The following is an 18,899-nucleotide window of genomic DNA, read 5'->3' on the forward strand; positions in this document are numbered from 1 at the left end:
TTGTTAAATATACTGTTTCCCTAAAAGGACCTGATTTCAGCAATCAGGTCCTTTTCCCTTACTTGGATTTTCTGTGATGGGGTTCTTGCTCTGAGAAAAAGTGTTGCAGTTTTTAGAGATCGCTCTCCTCTATGATTTCATGCAGGATTCTTCCGTCGGTGTCATGAAGGACGGTCCCCATGAGATGGGCAAAGGTAGGGCCTTCATCGATGAGCCGCATGGAAGGAATCTCCACATTCTTTCGGATGCCTCTGCCAGTGGCGAAGAAGACGGTCTGATAGTCCTCTTTCTTCGGATGGTATCCATGGGTGGATTTTCCATGATGGTCTTCGCCCTCAGCATTCTGGTCCAGTTTCACTTGAGCCGGTTTCGTGTGGTCGTCTGTGAAGAAGAACCCTTTTTTCGCCTCCAGCATGAAAGTAGCTTTTCTGCTGGCTCCGAAGGATATGGACTCCTCTCTGGTATAGATTGCTTCTATGCCGAAGTCTTCCCGGTTCTTCAGGGTCTTCAGAATCTGGTACACCCGCTTTTTCATTTTTTCACTGCCTGGCTCTCTCAGATGAATGTAGCAGGAACCGTCCAGACCTTCCGCATAGGCATCGTAGTCCGTGATTTTCTGACCTCTGGTTCGGATCAGACCCTTATCCTTGAAGATGCTGTTCAGATGCAGGGCCGTATGCACAGGAATCTGGTCATGGTCCCCCAGAACAAAGAGAGTGGTCTTGTCCATAATCTCTTCCTCTTCCAGGAGTTTCAGGAGTCCAGCCAGTTTCTGATCGTAGCTGAGAAGCGCTTCATGGGCTTCTCTGGAATCATATCCGTGTTTGTGTCTCATGGCATCCAGTTCCACGAAGTGGACCATCATGACATTGGGCTTTTTCTCTTTGATGGTGTAGTGGGCCACAGCTTCCACAAACCGGTCCAGTTCAGGCTGGCTTTTTCCATTACGCAGATGTCCGAAGCGCCTGTTGATGTCCAGAAGGTAACCTGGTGTCCCGTTGGCCAGAGAAACGCCCACCTGGGTCTCCCAGAAGTGGTTGGCGAACCGTTCAGGGAGATTGTAGGTGATGGCTGACTTGCCTGTGACGGGCCACAGAAGAGCGCAGGTTGTATAGCCTTTTCTCATGGCGGCATCATAGAAGGTGTCCACTTTTATTCGGTCTCTTGTCCAGTTCCAGTCCGGGCTTTTCCGGTTGATTTCCAGCAGCGTATTGGATGTGACGCCATGATTCATGGGATACATTCCGGTGGAAATGCTGCTGTGACAAGGATAGGTGTTGCTGGGATAGACGGAATAGACCTTCCTGGAGAAGGAGGCGTCCTTCATGAGGCGTCGAAAGCCTGGAAGATTCTCAAGGGTCTTGAGGTCTCTGCTTCCCAGAGCATCGAAGGAGAGGATGATAAAATATCTTTCTTGCATGGTGAACTCCTTTGTCGGTGAAATCTTCTTCATTGGTATCATAATCATATTAATATAACATAGAAAAAATAAAAGAATCTGAATACCCTCTGAACAATATGGAAACAAGAGGCTAGAGATAAGCGGGCAGAAGAAATAGAGGGATTTCTTTCTTTTTACAGTTGTCAGAAGAAGAGGAAAACCTGTATGATGATACATAATGAAAGAAAAGAGAAGAAAAGAGAAGAAAAGAGAAGAAAAGAGAAGAAAAGAGAAGACAAGAGAAGACAAGGAGGCATTTGGTATGTACATAGGGGAAAAGAGCTGGGAGAAGGTTCTTCAGGATGAAATGGAAAAGCCCTATTTCAGAAAACTCATGGAAGAGCTGGATAAGGCTTATGAACAGGGAAAAGTCTTTCCGGAGAAACACGAAATATTCCAGGCTTTCCGGCTGACACCATATGACAGGGTGAAGGTGGTCCTTTTGGGACAGGATCCCTACCACGGAAAAGGACAGGCGGAAGGGCTGGCTTTCTCCGTGAAGAAGGGCGTGAAGATTCCACCCTCCCTCAGAAACATCTTCAAGGAGCTGGAAGAGGATCTCAGGATTGAAAAACCCGAACACGGGTCCTTGGTCTCCTGGGCGAAAGAAGGGGTGCTTCTTCTCAACACGGTGCTGACGGTAGAGGAGGGAAAGGCCAACGCCCATGCGGGCATGGGATGGAAGACCTTCACGGATAGGGTCATAAGGAAGCTTGGCCAGAGGGAGGATCCTCTGGTATTCATCCTGTGGGGCAATCAGGCGAAAGAAAAGGAAAAATTTATAGCAGAGCATCATAGAATCATTTCTTCCGTCCATCCCAGTCCCTTGTCGGCTAGAAGAGGTTTCTTCGGTTCAAAGCCTTTTTCAAAGACCAATCTTTTCCTTCAGGAAATGGGCACAAGTCCTGTGAACTGGAAAATCAAATAGGGAAGGGTATTTTCCTGATGAACCGTCTTGATACAGCGAAAAGCAGCAGATCATCCTTGTCGATGGATCTGCTGCTTTTTATTTTAATTTGATGTGCGGTTTTTCAGTATTCTTCTTCCAGTTCTTCCAGATGATTTTCGATATCTTTGGGCAGAAGCACCATGGACGTCAGAAGGAAGGCTGCTGCCAATGAGCCCAGAAAAAGAAAAGTGATCTGAAGTCCCTCTCCTATCAGTGTAGGGTCTGCACCTTTCCAGGGGATCTCTTCGAATTTCCTCATGGTAAGGCGGTAGAGAATTGTGAGAATAAGCGTTTCGGCACCAAGAAGGATGTTTTTCAGTCTGATCTTCTTCGAGAGTTCCTTCTGGATTCTGTAACGACTGTTTCCTACAGTGAGGAGGGTCCGGTCTCCTTTTTTCAATTCCCCTAGAAGCATGACCTTTGTCCGGGATGGTTTCTTCCTCATACAGGTCAGGATAGCTCTGCAAATCTCTTTTCTACGGTCTTCATGAGAATGAAGTGGAAGACCACGGAGAGAATGCTTAGTAGGAGAAACACCACCATGAAGCCGGTGAAATAGGTCGGCGCAATCTTCACGCCCAGGAAGATGCTGAGGGCAGTGAGTCCGAAGCCCATGAACATATGGATCACGGAGTTGAAGTTCTGCTTCACCGCTTTCTGCTCGGTGTCCCAGTTGAGTTTCGGCCATAGGGTATCCATGAGGATGCCCGCCTGATTCACCACCAGGGAAGCGAGAAGCACAATGACCAGGGAAAGCAGAATGAACATGACATCCACCTGGAACAGGAAGACCATGATTCCGTACAGGATCACCAGTGCCAGAGCCTCCACATAGAAGGAGCTGAGAATCTTGGCGTAGATCTGCGTGCTGTAGGGAACAGGAATGTATTTCAGGAAATAGAAATTCTTACCCTCCCTTGAGATGGCAGTGGAAGAGATGATGTTCACGGAACCCAGAAGAAATCCTACCCCTGCCATGCCAACGATGAGGATGCCTTCATCCACGGAGCGGATGAAGCTTAATACCTGCATGAGATCATCCTTGTCACCTGAGCTTCCCATGAAAATGGGAAAGAGGATGAACAGAGGATAAATGAGACTGATCAGAACGCAGTTGAGAAAGTAGATGGGCGTTCTGAAAAGCAGCTTCAATTCCTTCAGAGAGTAGGAAAGAAGAATCCCTTTTCTGGCGGTGCCTTTCCGGAGATCCTCTGCTGATAAGACCTTTCTGCTTGCCTTGCTTTCCGATACACCGATGACGCCTTTGAAGTAGATGGCGTTTCCGATAAGAAAGAATACACCCAGGGCTGCAGCGCTGGCTGCAATCATGGCCAGGATATAGAGGAGTCCTTTCACGGTATCATAGCCGATGAGCGCTTCCGTTGCAAAGAAGCCTGTGGGAAATACAAGTCCCGTGACTCTGAAGATCGGAAGCTCTGCGATATTTCCGATGACAAGTTCATTTCCCTGATTCATCCGATTGGTCAGAAACTGGATACCGAAATTGAAGCCAAGAGCCACCATGAGACTCAGTACACCGGCAATCATATTGAAGCGGTCACGGTTCTTGAACCGGTTGCTGAAGCGCATGATCACCATGGATAAAATGGAGGCGATGGCCAGCGGAAATACCGGTACCAGAATCAGTGTAACAAGCGTATAGACATAGTACAGTATTCCAGCAGAGTCCTTGATTCCGAAAATCACGAGGATCGGAAGAAAGAACACAATGATGATGAAGTACTCATAGACTAGAGATACAAGGAACTTTGATGTCAGGATCTCCCCACCGCTGATGGGCAGATACAGATAGTTGTCCACGTCCTTTGAGAAATAGAAGACATTCATGACATAGAAGATTCCGAACATGAAGACCATGATTCCGGCTGCGGGAATCAGAAGTCTTAAAAGCAGGGATTCCATTTCCATCATGGCCAGGGTGTCGTATAGATCTGAAATCATGAATCCGAAACTGAGTCCCATGGTGACCATAAGAAACAGAACCAGAAGGATGATTTTCCATTTGGAACTGAAGAAGGATTTCTTTGTGCTTCTGCCCACCATGTTGCTCAGGGTTTCATCATTTTTGAACATGGCTCTGGTCAGAACATAAATGCTATTCTTCATCATTTGTCATCTCCAGGAATATTTTCTCCAGTCCTTCGTTTTCACTGACCAGTTCCCTGAGTTCGGTCATGGTGCCGCAGAACATGAGCTTGCCTTTATTGATGATGCCGACACGGTCGCATACCTTCTCGGCCACTTCCAGCACGTGAGTGGAGAAGAATACCACGTTCCCCTTGTCAGCATGTTCTCTCATCATTTCCTTCAGATAGAAGGAGGATTTCGGGTCCAGACCCGTCATAGGCTCATCCAGAATCCAGAGACTGGGATCATGAATCAGTGCCCCCATGATGATGATTTTCTGTCTCATGCCGTGGGAGTAGCTTGAGATGTAATCTCCCAGTGCATCTTCCATGTCGAAGCGTTTCGCAAGAGCGTCAATGCGTTCCTGTCTTACACCGCTTTCCACATTGTAGATGTCACCCATGAAATTCAGGTATTCCAGTCCCTTCAGTCTGAGAAAGATATCCGGACTGTCCGGAACGAACCCGAACTGTCTTTTGTATGAAATCGGGTCCTTTTCAAGGGTCCTGTCATTGATGACGATTTCTCCGCCATCAGGAGTGGTGATGCCTGTAAGCATCTTGATGGTGGTGGTTTTGCCAGCCCCGTTGGGACCGAGAAAACCGAAAATCTCACCGGGTCTTAGATCCAGTGTGAGATGGTCCACAGCTTTCACTTTTCCGCCATAGACTTTGGATACGTCTTTAATTGAAATCATATGCTTTTTTCGGCAGACGAGGTGTCTGCCATCCTCCATTTGAATTTTCCTGACTTTGTGCTTAGGTTCGTGCATTGGAATGTCCGGCAGGAAAACAGACATTCAAATTTTTCCTGACTAAAATATAACAAAACGAGTCGCTATAGTAAAGGGCGAAGTCGTAAAGAAAAATGATATAATTCTTAAATCTGAAGTATTTTCAGTGTTACTTAAAGTCAATCTAATTCGTAGGTTCATTCTTTGACTGTCAGGTCTCAAATAATCGAGAGCCCTTTCTTTCTTAGTCCAGAGAGACCGGATGATGTCCTGTTAAACAAAAAGCACCCTCAAAAGGATGCTTTCGTTCTGATTCTATGGGCTTTCCTATTTTTCCTTCAGCAGGTCTCTGATTTCGGTCAGCAGCACCTCTTCTGTGGTTGGTACAGGAGAAGCCGCAGGAGTCTCCTCTTCTTTTTTCTTCATGCGTGTAATGAGCTTCACAACAACGAAGATCGTCAGTGCAACGATGAGGAAATTGACGATGGCCTGAATAAACAGTCCGACCATGATGGGTGTGCCGTTTGCTGTGAATGAAAGCTCGGAAAAGTCCGGGATGGAAAAGATTGCAGCAATCAGCGGCATGATGATGTCATCCACAAAGGATGTGATGATTGCACGGAAAGCACCACCGATGATGACAGCAACTGCCAGGTCCACGACATTTCCTTTGATGGCGAATTCCTTGAATTCCTTGATAAAAGTTTTCATATTTTCACCTCCTGGAATAATCATATCATAGAATGCCTATATAGGAGAAGATGATTATCAGGTCCTGTGGATACAAAAACACTGTAAGATTACGATAAGCAGTAGGAGATGTTTTCTGACGGATTTTACAAAATGTAAACTCACTCCAGGTATGGTATACTGTAGTATAGTAGATTTCACAGAAAAAGAGGCACACGAATACTTTAATGCATATTTTAGGAAACGGGTTCATAATAAATAAAGAGTATATTGAAAGTAGGTCACATTATGGAAGAGAAAAAAAACAGCAGAGTGCAGTATCTGATCAGGGAATGGCTCATTCCCATAGCCACAGCGCTGGTACTGGCTTGGATCATCAACACATTTGTGGTATTTCGGATTGAAGTGCCCACAGGTTCGATGATACCCACCATCAACAAGGATGATAAGATCTTTGTCTTAAAGGCCTACAACAAAGACAATTTCAAAAGAGGCGATATTCTGGTATTCGAGTCGGAAGAGCTGGGGGATGAGGACGGAAAGCCGATGCTGCTCATCAAGAGGCTCATAGGGCTTCCAGGAGAGCATGTGGAACTTGTCAACGGCGTTCTTCTTATTGACGGCGTGCAAATCGATGAGCCCTATGTGGTCAATGACTTCATGTTCAATGCGGAATTTGATGTTCCGGAAGACCATCTGCTGTTTCTGGGAGACAACAGAGAGACCTCCAATGATGCCAGATACTGGCAGAATCCCTACATCAGCAAGGATGAGGTCATTGGAAAAGGCGGACTGAGAATCTATCCGCTGGATAATATCGGATTTCTAAAATAAAACACAGTTCGTGATAAGGACTACAGAAGAGATGGAGGAATTGGTATGGATGTAAACAGAATCATTGAAAACAACAAGGATAAACTCATAGAAGATGTGCTGAAGCTGGTTTCCTATGAATCGGTGCAGGGGGAAGCGAAGGAAGGCATGCCGGCAGGGGAAAAAGTGGCTGCGGTGCTGGAAGAGACTCTCGCCATGGGAAAATCCTATGGCTTCAGGACAATGAACGTAGATGGACATGCCGGTGTCATCGAATATGGTGAAGGCGAAGACTACGTGGCTGTTCTGGGACATCTGGACGTGGTTCCTGTGGGAGAAGGCTGGACAAAGAATCCTCTGGGTGAGGTTTCAGGAGACCGGATCTACGGGAGAGGCACCATGGATGACAAAGGGCCCATGGTGGCAGCCCTTCACGGGCTCATCGCGGTAAAGGAGTCGGGAGCGCCTCTGAAGCACAGAATCAGGCTTATCTTCGGTACCAGTGAGGAAACTGGTGGAGCAGACATCGTGAATTATCTCAAGAGTGAAAAGCAGCCGATATCAGGATTCACACCCGATGCGGATTTTCCTGCCATCAATGCGGAAATGGGCATCCTTGTGATCAGGCTTTCCAAGGAACTGAAAGACCATAACCTACTGTCTCTTGAAGGGGGGCAGGCTGTAAATATGGTGCCTGACAGAGCGTCCGTCAGATATCTTGAAAGCGGCGAGGAGAAGAGTCTGTCTTTTGAAGGCGTATCCGCTCATGGAAGTACACCTCATAAAGGGAAAAACGCCATTTCCGCACTGATTCGCGGAATGAAGGAAAAGCCTCTATTTAGCGACCTTAAGGACACTTTAAGTGTACTCGAGTATAATCTTGCAATGGATTTGGACGGCCATAACATGGGCGTGGACCTGGAAGATGAAGCTTCAGGAAAACTGGTTCTGAATCTGGGTAAAATCAAATTAGAAAACAATCATCTTGACACATACATCAATATCCGATATCCGGTGACTTTCTCCATGGAAGACGTGACAGAGAAGATCAGGTCGATTTTTGAGAAGGAAGGTTTCAGCTTTGAGATTCTTTCCCATGACGGCCCTCTTTATTATCCCAAGGATGCCGCCTTCATCAGAAAGCTCATGGATGTCTATGCCAAGGAAACGGGTGATGAAAGCGAGCCTCTGGCCATAGGTGGAGGCACCTATGCGAAGATGATGCAGAACATCGTTGCCTTCGGACCGCTTCTGCCAGGCAGAGAAGATACCCTGCATCAGCTGGATGAGTATATTCTCACTGAGGATCTGATGACCTGTGCAAGAATTTATGCCAATGCCATGATTGAGCTGGCAAAATAGGGGGCAAGGGATGAACAGTAACAACAATAAACCTGGGAAGAATAAGAATATAAAATTCTATATCATATACTTCCTCAGTGTTCTGGTCATGGTGACCGTATTCAATTACTTCGCCAATGACATCAGAAATCAGAAACAGACCTATAATGAATTCAATACCGCCATCATGGAGGATCGGGTAGCATCCATCAAACTGGATGAGTCCCAGAGGAAATTCGAGTACACCATGGTGGAAGGCGATGAACTTTCCGGGTTTACGCTCTATACAGGACAGATCAGCAACGATGAGGATATCATCAAGCTGATCAAGGAGAAGGGCATCCCACTTGAAGTGGCAACGGTGCAGGTGGCAAATCCCATCATGACCATCCTTCTATCCTGGATTCTGCCCCTCGGTCTTCTGCTCTTCCTCGGAAACTATATCCTGAAGAGCATGGACAAACGAGGCGGCGGAGGCATGATGTCCTTCGGAAAGAGCACAGCGAAGCTTTATGAGAGCGATACCGGTGTCACTTTCAAGGATGTGGCCGGGCAGGAAGAAGCCAAGGAATCTCTCATCGAGATTGTGGATTTTCTGCATAATCCGAAGAAATATGTTTCCATCGGTGCAAAGCTGCCCAAGGGAGCCCTGCTTGTGGGTCCTCCGGGAACAGGGAAGACCCTTCTGGCGAAAGCAGTGGCAGGAGAAGCCAAAGTTCCGTTCTTCTCCTTATCCGGTTCCGCCTTTGTGGAAATGTTTGTAGGAATGGGTGCAGCCAGAGTCCGTGACCTCTTCAAGGAAGCCATGGCCAAAGCACCCTGCATCATCTTCATAGACGAGATCGATGCCATCGGTAAGTCGAGAGAAACCGGTGGATACGGCGGGAACGACGAAAGAGAACAGACCCTGAATCAGCTCCTTGCTGAAATGGACGGATTCGATTCCTCCAAGGGAATTGTGCTTCTTGCGGCCACCAACAGACCGGAAGTGCTGGATAAGGCGCTGCTCAGACCAGGAAGATTCGACAGAAGAATCATTGTGGATGCGCCGGATCTGAAGGGAAGAGAAGCCATTTTAAGAGTTCATTCCAAAGAGGTCAAGATGGGGGATGATGTGAATCTTAATGAGATCGCCAAGGGTACCCCGGGTGCAGTAGGTGCTGACCTTGCCAATATGATCAATGAAGCTGCGCTTCGTGCAGTGAAGAACGGAAGAGCCTATGTCATGCAGGAAGACCTGCAGGAAGCCATTGAGCTCGTCATAGCCGGTCAGCAGAAGAAAGACCGGATCATGTCTCCCAAGGAGAAGAGAATCGTCGCTTTCCATGAGATCGGTCATGCGCTGGTTGCGGCCATGCAGAAGAATACGGACCCTGTCATGAAGATCACTATCATTCCAAGAACCATGGGTTCTTTGGGATATACCATGCAGGTTCCTGAAGATGACAAGTATCTCATGAGCAAGGATGAAATGCTCACGGAAATCGCCATACTTTTCGGTGGAAGAGCGGCGGAAGAGGTGGAATTCGGGTCCATCACCACAGGTGCGTCCAATGACATTGAAAGAGCGACGAACATGGCCAGAAGAATGGTCACCCTCTACGGCATGAGCGAAACCTTCGACATGATGGCTTCGGAGTCCGTAAGAAGCCAGTATCTGGATGGACGTACCGTCATGAATGTCAGTGACAGAACAGCGGCCAAGGTGGACGAAGAGACTCTTGCCATCATCAAATCCTGTCACAGAAAGGCCATTGAAATACTGGAAGAGCATAGAGTGCTCATGACTGAACTTGCTGAGATCCTGCTGGATAAGGAAACCATCACAGGCCCTGAATTCATGCATGTGGTCAGGCAGCATATGGGGGAAGATTTCGGACTGACAAGAGCTGAAAAGGCATCAAGAGAAGAAGCCGAAAAAGCCCAGCTTGCTAATGACGAGGAAGAGGTCATCCATGTGGAGGAAGAGCCGAAGACGCCTGGATTCATTGATGAAGAGAAAAAGGACGAGGGAAATGCGCCCGAAAGCACATCTTCCGATGAAGAGAACGAAGACAGCACAATATAAGTGTATGGCCGTGATCCGTTTGGATTACGGCTATGCCTTTGGAGGAATAGATGAAAGAATTTAATGTAGATTTAGCTCCCCTGGAGCTGCAGAAAGAGAGAGCCTATCTGGAAAAGGTCTTAAACCATATCATGGAAGATATTCTCTCAAGCACCAGCAAGAAGAAAACCGTATACGACGACATCGTGGAATACAGAAAGACGCTCATAGATGAATACAGGAGCGATGAAGACAAGCAGATCGATTTCTTCGACCATAACCGGTTTGTACAGGAGGAATCCTACAAGGCCATCGAGAAAAAGCTCGTGGAGCTGACAGAACTTCATAATACGCCATACTTCGGGAAGGTGGTATTCAAGGAAGAAGGGATGGACGAAGAGGAAGCGATCTACATCGGAAAGTATGGCCTTGTGGATGAGCAGGAGTACGAGCCACTGATCATTGACTGGAGAGCGCCCATCGCATCCCTGTTCTATAAGGGGTCTGTGGGAAAGGACAAATATCGTGCCCCCATGGGGGATGTGGATGTGGATATCAGTCTCAGACGTCAGTTTCTCATAAAAGAAGGAGAACTGAGAGCTGTCTTTGACACGGAGACCGACGTGAGAGATGAGATTCTGCTAGAGGTGCTGTCATCCAATGCAGGAAAGAAGCTCAAGGACATCATCATGACCATTCAGGAAGAGCAGGACCGGATCATCAGGGAAAATCGCGAAGGCGTTGTGGTGGTCAATGGTGTGGCAGGAAGCGGTAAAACCACCATCGCGCTCCATCGAACAGCCTACCTTCTCTATAACTACAGAAAGATACTGGAGAACAAGGTGCTGATTCTTGGACCCAACAACATGTTCATGGACTATATTTCCCAGGTGCTCCCATCTCTGGGTGAAGGCGGCGTGCATAACGACACCTTCAAGGATCTGGCCTTGAGTCTCCTTGAATTTGAAGGCTCCATGTTCATGGGTGAGGATTATACGGAAGCGCTGATCAGTGGCGACGAAGAGCTGGTATCCGATGCCAGGAGAAAGAGAAGTGCGGATTTCAGGGCGGTTCTCGAAGAAAAGATCGAGGAAACGGAAAAGACCTACTTTGAATTCAAAGACATCGAATTTCTAGGACAGTCTCTACTCACAAGAGAAGAGATGGAAAACATCCTTCTGAAGGACTTCAAATACATGCCCTTTTTCAGGCGTGCCAAGAGACTGAAGAAGATCATCGTCAAGAGATTGAAGGAAGTGAGAGACGAAAAGCGCTTTGAAATCGACAGAAGATATGAAGAGAATAAGAAGAAGATGAAGGCCGATGGCAACGACATCAATATGCTGGACGGCATGAGGAAATCGGAGCTGAGAGAGCTTCTGCAGCTGGTTTCGGAAAAGAGAAAAGAGTTCAGAGAACTCTCGGAAGGAGATTATCTGAGAAGCTATCGTGACCTGAAGAGCTTCGCCTTCTATACGGAAGCGGACATCGCTCCGATGCTTTATCTGAAGCACAGACTTCATGGACTGAAGCTGCCCTATCAGGTGAATCATATCGTTCTGGATGAAGCCCAGGAATACTCCATGATCCATTTCGAAGCACTGAAGGACATCACCGGCTGCAGCTCCTTCACGGTGGTAGGAGATACCAACCAGATGATTCTGGAAGGTAGAAGCAACATGAACGATCTGGGTGAGATCTTCCGTGATGTGCGCCACTACGACCTGACGAGAAGCTATCGTTCCACCTTCGAAATCATGGATTTCGCCAACCGGTTCCTGAGTGGGGAGAAGATCGTACCTCTGGTAAGAAACGGAAGTCCGGTGGAAGAGCACAAGGACATGAGCATGGAAGACATGCTGGAGGTTATTGTGAAGAAAGTGGAGGAGTACAAGGAAAACGAGCTGGACACCATCGGTATTCTCACAAGAGATATGAATACCACGAAGGAGCTGTATCAGCTTCTGAAGAAGAAGCTCAATGTGAAGCTCATCGACAGTGAAGATGCTCTGCTAAAGGGTGACCTCTATATCATGCCTTCCTACTTTGCCAAGGGACTGGAATTTGACGGTGTCATCATGGCGGAGAAGGCTGAAGAGGACGGCAAGGACCTCATAAACTACATCATGGCCACCAGAGCCCTGCACAGGCTGACGAGAATCACCTTCAGGGAGACCATGATCTATTAGGAATGAGCATCTGATGAGGATGCAATGAAAAGAAGCGGCCATGGAGAGTGCAGGGACTCTCCATGGCCGCTTCTATATATGTTCCAGCTGTTTCAGCTTGGAAGGATTTCTGTGTCGTTTCAGAGAACGGCCACATCCAGATCCACTGTGATCATGATTCTCGCCGTCTTGAAGCGTTCATGGAGCTTCTCCTCCAGTTCCTTCTTGATGGCTGCTCGGTCCTTTTCCGAAGTGTTTCTGCTGTCAACTACCACTTCCAGGATGATGAGTTCGTCTTCACTGTGACCAGTGTATCGGAAATCATGGAAGGAGAGCACGTGATCGATGCTTAAGGCCATTTCCCCTACAATCTCTTTGACTTCCATGTAGCGCTCGTCCTGATAATTGATGGGGTCCACATGGATCACCAGGCTGATGTTCAGGTCTTCTCTGATGTGCCGCTCGATTTTGTCCACCAGATTATGAAGCTCCACCAGATTCATATCGTGGGGCACTTCCACATCAATGGTGGCCATGGTCTTGGCAGGACCGTAGTTATGAATCTGAAGATCGTGAACGCCCTGAATGGGGTCATAGGAAAGAACGCTTTTTTTGATTTTCTCCGCCAGTTCCTTTTCGGGTTTTTCTCCCAGAATGGGATTGATGGTTTCCAGGGAAAGCCTCAATCCGGAGAAGATGATGTAGAGGGCGATGAGGACCCCGATGAACCCGTCCACAGGGAGAGTCGTGTATTGGCTGAGGATCAGTCCGAGAATCACCACGGAGGTGGTGAGGACGTCTCCTATGGCATCCTGGGCTGTGGCCAGGAGGGTGCTTGACTGCACTTTCTTCCCCAGCCTTTTGTTGAAATAATAAATGAAGAGCTTGAAGCTCAGGGACAAGACAAGGATGCCAATGATCAGAGGGCTTGATGTCACAGGACTTGGGGAAAGAATCTTCTTGAAGGAGGAGACCACGAACTGGTACCCCACCACGATGATCAATACCGAGATGGTCAGGCCTGTGAGGTATTCGATTCTGCCATGACCGTAAGGATGCTCCTTGTCCGGTTCCTTGCCCGCCATTTTGAATCCGATGATGGTGATGACTGAAGAGGCGGTATCGGTGAGATTGTTGAAGGCATCGGCGATGAGGGCGATACTGCCTGTGAAAAGGCCCAGTAGTCCCTTCACCGCGAAGAGGATGAAATTCAGGAGGATGCCCAGTATTCCGGATATTCTCCCTATTCGCTCTCTTTCCTTCGCCACCTGAAAATCTCTTCCATCCACCACTTTATCTATCATTTTATTGATCACGATGATTTCCTCACTTTACTGTCAGACTGATGATTTTAGACTTCATTATAACATATTATCTTTTATCCTGAGCATGAAATCTTCTGAAAAGGGAGGGGATACCAAGGGGGTTTTCGGTATCTCCGGCATATGTTTTGTGGTATATTGGTAGAGGAATGTTTAAATCACAGGGCACTTCTGGTCGAAGAGGACCACCTCGTGATAGAATAGAAATAAAACTTACAGATACGGAGGAAAATAATGGAAGAAAGAAAACTGGCTCTGGAGCTCATCGATTTTCTGCATGATTCATCTACCGCTTTTCAGGCAGTGGACGTCATGAAGAAAGATCTGATAGAGCAGGGATATAAGGAACTCAGAGGAGAAGAGGACTGGAAACTTCAGGAAGGCGACAAAGCTTTCTATATCAAGAACAACTCCTCTCTTTTCATGGTTCAGATCGGAAAAGACCCTTTAACAGGCGGATTCAAGATGGCAGGAGCCCACACGGACTCCCCGACCTTCCGGATCAAGCCTGATGCGGAGATTCTTCAGGACGGATTCCTGAAGCTGAATGTGGAAACCTATGGCGGACCCATTCTATCCACCTGGTTTGATAGACCGCTGTCTCTAGCCGGACGCGTCATGCTGAAGGGGGAGAGCATCATGCAGCCGAAGACGGTGCTGGTTGATTTCAGAAAGCCCATCTTATACATCCCTTCTCTGGCCATACATATGAACAGAAAGGTCAATGAAGGCGTGGAAGTGAACAAGCAGAAGCATGTGCTTCCTGTGGTCATGATGGCGGATAAGGACTTCGAGAAGAAAGGATTCCTGAAGAGCCTTGTGGCCAGGGAGCTCCAGGTGGATGCAAGAGAGATTCTGGACTTTGATCTGTTCGTCTACGAGGTGGAGAAGGGAAGCCTTGTGGGTCTTGAGGAGGAGTTCATTTCTTCCAAGCGTCAGGACAATCTATCCAGCGTACACAGCATCTTCACGGCCATGAAGGCTGCGGAGAAGTTCTCAGGAATCAATCTGGGTGCGTTCTTCGACAATGAAGAGTGCGGCAGTGCAACGAAGCAGGGAGCAGACTCCACGCTATTAAGAGACCTCATGGAGAGAGTATTCTACGCTCTGGGTGGCAGCAGAGAGGATTTCCTGAAGAACCTGGAAAAATCCTTCATGATCTCCGCGGACCTTGCCCACAGTGTGCATCCGAACTATACGGAAATGCATGACCCGACCAGTAGACCCGTGATCAACAAAGGACCTGTAATGAAGATCTCCGCAAACATGAGATACACCTCCGATGCGGATTCCATGAGTGTCTTTGCAGGACTCTGCGAGGAAGCAAAGGTGCCTTACCAGTATTTCGTGAACAGAAGCGATCTTGCGGGCGGAAGCACCATCGGTCCCATCGGGTCCACCCATCTGCCCATCAGAACCCTGGACATCGGAAATCCGCTTCTTGGGATGCACTCTGCAAGAGAGCTGGGTGGCGTGAAGGATCATCTCCATCTCACAAAGGCGCTTGAAGTCTATTTCAATCTGAAATAAGCTTCGATTGTCTTCCTTTTGTAATGGATGCGTAGATGGATTGAAATAGAATAGTAGTAGGAATAATTTTAGAGGTGAAGCATTTGAAAAGAATAAAAAAGCTGTTTATGACCACCCTTCTGGCAGGACTTGCCGTCATGGTTTCCGGGTGCAGTCTTCTGGGTGTGACGCCAGATGTATCAGAATATATTGATCCAGCACAGGAATCCGCAGCAGATAATGAGAATCTCAGAAGCTATCTGGAAGAGGTGAGACCTGTTCTGGAAGCATTCTACAGTGAAGGGAAAGCGCTGAAAGACGCCAGGGTCAAGGGCAATGAAATCATCCTGGAAATCGATCTGGGAGAAGACCCGGCTCCCTATGAGGATTTCGAGAAGCTCATGGTCTATGAGACTACAAGAGTGACCCATAGTATTCTGAACTACAGAGATTATGAAGAGGTCAGAGACATCTACAAGATCACCATAAGCTATACCGGTCAGAAGACTGTGACATTATACGGCGCCCAGGCAGTGGAGACAGAGGAGTCTTATGATTTTGATGCCAAGACCATCCTGGATGCGGTGAAGAGAGGCTGAAACAACTGAAAACAGAAAAGATTCTATCTATGAAGATCCAGAGCGGATTATCCAGATAGAATCTTTTTTTCTTTACAGGGAACTGTTTTCGTCTTTCAGCTTCTCGAAGGCTTCTTTCGCTTTTCGGTGTTTCTGTCCATAGATCGCATACAGCCTGGCTTTTTCCTTGAGACGCACTCTGGCGTCTCTTTCGGGGTTCTTCAGCACATGGTCTCTGCATGCCGTACTGCAGAATCCTTCGTGTTCCTTTTCACAGGACTGGCAGGAGATGTGCTGCAGGTGGCAGTCGTCATTGGTGCAGTTGATGTAGCGTTCTGTAAGGGCTCCGCAGTGAACGCACTTTGATACGATGACGTCCTCCTCCTGATTGATGGGGACGGAGATCCGATCGTCAAAGACATAGCATTTTCCATCCCAGAGCCGGCCTCTGGTCTCTTCATTCTGACCATAGGTCACGATGCCGCCTTCCAGATGGTAGACATCCTGAAAACCCTGATTGAGCAGGACGCCGGTGAGCTTCTCGCACCGTATGCCTCCGGTGCAGTAGGCGATGATTTTCTTGTCTTTGTGCTCGGATAGATTCTCCTCGATCCACTTCGGAAACTCCTTGAAGTTTGTAATGTCGGGTCGGAGGGCTCCTCTGAAGTGACCGATGTCATACTCATATCCGTTTCTGCCGTCCAGGATGATCACATCCTCCTTCTGCAGCATTTCATACCATTCAGCAGGCTTCAGGTAGGTACCCACCTTTTCACCGGGATTCACTTCGTCTTCCTCCTTCAGGGTGATGATGCTTTTCCGGGCCTTCACATAGAGCTTCCGGAAGGCGTTTCTTTCCTCCTCGTGGATCTTGAAGACCATGTCGGAGAATCTGGGATCCCCTTTCATGTGGGTCATATAACGTTCTGTCTCTTCTGTGGTGCCCGAAAGGGTGCCATTGATGCCTTCTTCTGCAACAAGAATTCTTCCTTTGAGATGCAGCGACTGGCAGAAGGCTTTGTGCTCTGTGGCATAGGTTTCGGGATTACTGATTTCAGTGAATTTATAGTACAGCAGTACGCTGTATGGTTTCTTGCTCATTTCTACACTTCTCCATATTTTTGATGGATACCAGTATACCGCAATAATTAGATTTTGTAAATTGCCATAGGGCGCAATCTAAATTGACAGAAAAGTGAATATGGATGTGAAGACGAAGGGCGAAAAAAAGAGCACTGAATTTCTTCAGTACTCTGTATGCTTCACTAATCCACTTTTCCCACATCGGTGAGCGTAAGATTATCATTATGATTGAGCACCCAGGAGATGCCCCATTCGTTCTGGAACAGGAGGATGTTTCGTCCTCGAAGGTCCGTGACGAGTTTTGTGTCTGAGGTGATGTCGATGTTATCCAGATCCACATCTGCGGTTTCAATCCAGCGCACAAAGCGGTAGGGAAGATGATCGATCTTAATGTCCACACCGTATTCATTCTTGAGCCTGAACTCCAGTACATCCATCTGCAGCGTTCCGACCACGCCTACGATGATCTCCTCCATTCCGATATGATGTTCTTTATAGACCTGGATGGCCCCTTCCTGAGCAACCTGAGTGATTCCTTTTACAAACTGCTTTCTCTTGATGGTATCCATAGGTCTCACCCTTGCAAAATGCTCAGGAGCAAAAGCGGGAATTCCTTCGAATTTGAACTTATTCTTTGGCTCTGTGAGGGTGTCTCCGATGGCGTAGATGCCGGGGTCAAAGACGCCGATGATGTCTCCAGCGTAGGCTTCCTCCACCACTTCTCTGTCCTGGGCCAGAAACTGCTGAGGCTGAGACAGCTTGATCTTGTTCTTGCCTTGGTAATGATAGACTTCCATGCCTTTCTTGAACTTGCCGGAGCAGATTCTGATGAAGGCGATACGGTCACGATGCTGCGGATTCATGTTGGCCTGAATCTTGAAGACAAAGGCTGAGAAATCGTCGCTGAACACATCAATCTCTTCTCCCTCTGAGGTGGCTCTTGGCAGTGGTGGAGAGGTGAGTTCCAGGAAGGATTTCAGGAAGGGCTCGATTCCGAAGTTTGTCAGTGCGGAAGCGAAGAAGACGGGACTCAGGTTCCCTTTCAGCACTTCGCCCATATCGAACTCGTTTCCGGCGATATCCAGCAGCTCAATGTTTTCCTTCAGTTCCTCATGGTAGGAATCTCCGATGAGATCCTTGAAGACCGGATCGTCCACGGAACCCTTCACAGATGCCACTGTGCTGGAACCGTGGGTACCAGCAGAGGAGAACACCTGGATGCTGCTGGACTCTCTTTCGTAGACCCCTTTGAAGTCCTTGCCTGACCCGATGGGCCAGTTCATGGGATAGGTCTTGATGCCCAGTTCGTTCTCGATGTCTTCCATAAGCTCAAAGGGATCTCTGGCTTCACGGTCCATCTTGTTGACGATGGTGAAGATTGGAATGTTTCTCAGAGAGCAGACATGGAAAAGCTTTCTGGTCTGGTCTTCCACACCTTTGGCGGCGTCCACCACCATGACCGCGGAGTCCGCCGCCATGAGGGTTCTGTAGGTATCTTCCGAGAAGTCCTGATGTCCAGGGGTATCCAGAATGTTGATGACATAGCCGTCATAGTTGAACTGCATGACGGAGGAGGTGACAGAAATTCCTCTCTGCTTCTCGATTTCCATCCAGTCGGATACGGCATAGTTTTTGGACTTTCTGGACTTGACTGAACCCGCAAGCCTGATGGCTCCTCCGTAAAGAAGCAGTTTTTCCGTCAGTGTCGTTTTACCGGCATCAGGATGGGAAATGATGGCAAAGGTTCTTCTACGTTCTATTTCTTTTCTTAAATCTTCCACGTTTTTCCTCCATATACTTTACAATCACAACAAACGTATTGTGATGGGAAATTTTAATTTACAAGTCTTCACTTGCGATACTTCATATCTTAAGACCAATTATATATTATAATTGATAATCATGGATTATACCACTTTTTAATTCACTATTCTTTTACTTATGGGTGCATGTTAATTGTAATAGTAAGTTCCGTTTAGAAAAGAAAAAAAGAGAGAAACAGAACTTAGTGTTGCAAAGAGAATAAACAAGCCATTATGATGAACAGGATATCCGACCCCAGGACATCAGGAGGATA

At 47.5% G+C, this 18,899-nt stretch carries 15 protein-coding genes; 7 read left to right on the plus strand and 8 right to left on the minus strand.

Going from position 1 to position 18,899, the window contains the following annotated elements; all coding sequences use genetic code 11:
- Positions 1–112 precede the first annotated feature (112 nt).
- Positions 113–1,420, minus strand: coding sequence for an alkaline phosphatase family protein (locus J3A84_RS13940; RefSeq protein ID WP_207600659.1), 1,308 nt, complete (start codon positions 1,418–1,420; stop codon positions 113–115).
- A gap of 283 nt (positions 1,421–1,703) precedes the next feature.
- On the opposite strand from J3A84_RS13940, the gene J3A84_RS13945 reads away from it, so the two are divergent.
- Entirely contained in the window at positions 1,704–2,369 is a 666-nt protein-coding gene (locus tag J3A84_RS13945; protein ID WP_207600675.1) for a uracil-DNA glycosylase, read from the plus strand.
- 103 nt (positions 2,370–2,472) lie between these two features.
- On the opposite strand, the gene J3A84_RS13950 is transcribed toward J3A84_RS13945, so the two are convergent.
- From J3A84_RS13950 to mscL, 4 genes are all read right to left on the minus strand, one after another.
- Positions 2,473–2,835, minus strand: a complete 363-nt coding sequence (locus tag J3A84_RS13950) for a hypothetical protein (RefSeq protein ID WP_207600660.1) — start codon at positions 2,833–2,835, stop codon at positions 2,473–2,475.
- Positions 2,836–2,840: 5 nt separating this feature from the next.
- Positions 2,841–4,520 (minus strand): putative ABC transporter permease subunit, encoded by a 1,680-nt coding sequence (locus J3A84_RS13955; protein WP_207600661.1) that lies wholly within the window; start codon positions 4,518–4,520, stop codon positions 2,841–2,843.
- The gene (locus J3A84_RS13960) at positions 4,507–5,235 is read right to left on the minus strand and encodes an ABC transporter ATP-binding protein (protein WP_207600662.1); all 729 of its coding nucleotides are present in this window, start codon (positions 5,233–5,235) and stop codon (positions 4,507–4,509) included. The genes J3A84_RS13955 and J3A84_RS13960 overlap by 14 nt, the downstream gene beginning before the upstream one ends.
- 363 nt (positions 5,236–5,598) lie before the next feature.
- Positions 5,599–5,982, minus strand: coding sequence for a large-conductance mechanosensitive channel protein MscL (gene mscL, locus J3A84_RS13965; RefSeq protein WP_207600663.1), 384 nt, complete (start codon positions 5,980–5,982; stop codon positions 5,599–5,601).
- A 267-nt stretch (positions 5,983–6,249) separates the two neighbouring features.
- On the opposite strand from mscL, the gene lepB reads away from it, so the two are divergent.
- From lepB to J3A84_RS13985, 4 genes are read left to right on the plus strand one after another with little or no spacing between them, the layout of a single operon-like run.
- The gene (gene lepB / locus J3A84_RS13970; RefSeq protein WP_207600664.1) at positions 6,250–6,795 is read left to right on the plus strand and encodes a signal peptidase I; all 546 of its coding nucleotides are present in this window, start codon (positions 6,250–6,252) and stop codon (positions 6,793–6,795) included.
- A gap of 45 nt (positions 6,796–6,840) precedes the next feature.
- Entirely contained in the window at positions 6,841–8,136 is a 1,296-nt protein-coding gene (locus tag J3A84_RS13975; RefSeq protein ID WP_207600665.1) for a Sapep family Mn(2+)-dependent dipeptidase, read from the plus strand.
- A gap of 10 nt (positions 8,137–8,146) precedes the next feature.
- Positions 8,147–10,183 carry an ATP-dependent zinc metalloprotease FtsH gene (ftsH, locus tag J3A84_RS13980; RefSeq protein WP_207600666.1) on the plus strand — a complete coding sequence of 679 codons (2,037 nt, stop codon included), beginning with the start codon at positions 8,147–8,149 and terminating at the stop codon, positions 10,181–10,183.
- Positions 10,184–10,233: 50 nt separating this feature from the next.
- Positions 10,234–12,351: a HelD family protein gene (locus J3A84_RS13985; protein WP_207600667.1), complete on the plus strand. Its 2,118-nt coding sequence runs from the start codon at positions 10,234–10,236 to the stop codon at positions 12,349–12,351.
- Positions 12,352–12,470: 119 nt separating this feature from the next.
- On the opposite strand, the gene J3A84_RS13990 is transcribed toward J3A84_RS13985, so the two are convergent.
- The gene (locus J3A84_RS13990; protein ID WP_207600668.1) at positions 12,471–13,646 is read right to left on the minus strand and encodes a cation diffusion facilitator family transporter; all 1,176 of its coding nucleotides are present in this window, start codon (positions 13,644–13,646) and stop codon (positions 12,471–12,473) included.
- A gap of 240 nt (positions 13,647–13,886) precedes the next feature.
- Between J3A84_RS13990 and J3A84_RS13995 the strand changes: the two genes are divergently transcribed.
- Both J3A84_RS13995 and J3A84_RS14000 read left to right on the plus strand, forming a co-directional pair.
- Complete coding sequence (locus J3A84_RS13995) at positions 13,887–15,182, plus strand: M18 family aminopeptidase (protein ID WP_207600669.1); 1,296 nt, start codon at positions 13,887–13,889, stop codon at positions 15,180–15,182.
- Positions 15,183–15,265: 83 nt separating this feature from the next.
- Complete coding sequence (locus tag J3A84_RS14000) at positions 15,266–15,760, plus strand: hypothetical protein (RefSeq protein ID WP_207600670.1); 495 nt, start codon at positions 15,266–15,268, stop codon at positions 15,758–15,760.
- Positions 15,761–15,832: 72 nt separating this feature from the next.
- Here the strand turns inward: J3A84_RS14000 and trhO are convergent, their stop codons facing one another.
- Complete coding sequence (gene trhO / locus J3A84_RS14005; RefSeq protein WP_207600671.1) at positions 15,833–16,840, minus strand: oxygen-dependent tRNA uridine(34) hydroxylase TrhO; 1,008 nt, start codon at positions 16,838–16,840, stop codon at positions 15,833–15,835.
- A gap of 164 nt (positions 16,841–17,004) precedes the next feature.
- Positions 17,005–18,603, minus strand: coding sequence for a peptide chain release factor 3 (locus J3A84_RS14010; protein WP_207600672.1), 1,599 nt, complete (start codon positions 18,601–18,603; stop codon positions 17,005–17,007).
- Between the last annotated feature and the right edge of the window lie 296 nt (positions 18,604–18,899).

Source organism: Proteiniclasticum aestuarii, assembly GCF_017368455.1.
GTDB classification, from domain to species: Bacteria; Bacillota; Clostridia; order Clostridiales; family Clostridiaceae; genus Proteiniclasticum; species Proteiniclasticum aestuarii.

What these genes read in the sequence shown, in the direction of transcription:
- J3A84_RS13945 (WP_207600675.1), top strand. Translation starts at nt 1,704, where the DNA reads ATGTACATAGGGGAAAAGAGCTGGGAGAAGGTTCTTCAGGATGAAATG.
- J3A84_RS13940 (WP_207600659.1), bottom strand. Translation starts at nt 1,420, where the DNA reads ATGCAAGAAAGATATTTTATCATCCTCTCCTTCGATGCTCTGGGAAGC.
- ftsH (WP_207600666.1), top strand. Translation starts at nt 8,147, where the DNA reads ATGAACAGTAACAACAATAAACCTGGGAAGAATAAGAATATAAAATTC.
- J3A84_RS13985 (WP_207600667.1), top strand. Translation starts at nt 10,234, where the DNA reads ATGAAAGAATTTAATGTAGATTTAGCTCCCCTGGAGCTGCAGAAAGAG.
- mscL (WP_207600663.1), bottom strand. Translation starts at nt 5,982, where the DNA reads ATGAAAACTTTTATCAAGGAATTCAAGGAATTCGCCATCAAAGGAAAT.
- trhO (WP_207600671.1), bottom strand. Translation starts at nt 16,840, where the DNA reads ATGAGCAAGAAACCATACAGCGTACTGCTGTACTATAAATTCACTGAA.
- J3A84_RS13955 (WP_207600661.1), bottom strand. Translation starts at nt 4,520, where the DNA reads ATGATGAAGAATAGCATTTATGTTCTGACCAGAGCCATGTTCAAAAAT.
- J3A84_RS13950 (WP_207600660.1), bottom strand. Translation starts at nt 2,835, where the DNA reads ATGAGGAAGAAACCATCCCGGACAAAGGTCATGCTTCTAGGGGAATTG.
- J3A84_RS13975 (WP_207600665.1), top strand. Translation starts at nt 6,841, where the DNA reads ATGGATGTAAACAGAATCATTGAAAACAACAAGGATAAACTCATAGAA.
- J3A84_RS13995 (WP_207600669.1), top strand. Translation starts at nt 13,887, where the DNA reads ATGGAAGAAAGAAAACTGGCTCTGGAGCTCATCGATTTTCTGCATGAT.
- J3A84_RS13960 (WP_207600662.1), bottom strand. Translation starts at nt 5,235, where the DNA reads ATGATTTCAATTAAAGACGTATCCAAAGTCTATGGCGGAAAAGTGAAA.
- lepB (WP_207600664.1), top strand. Translation starts at nt 6,250, where the DNA reads ATGGAAGAGAAAAAAAACAGCAGAGTGCAGTATCTGATCAGGGAATGG.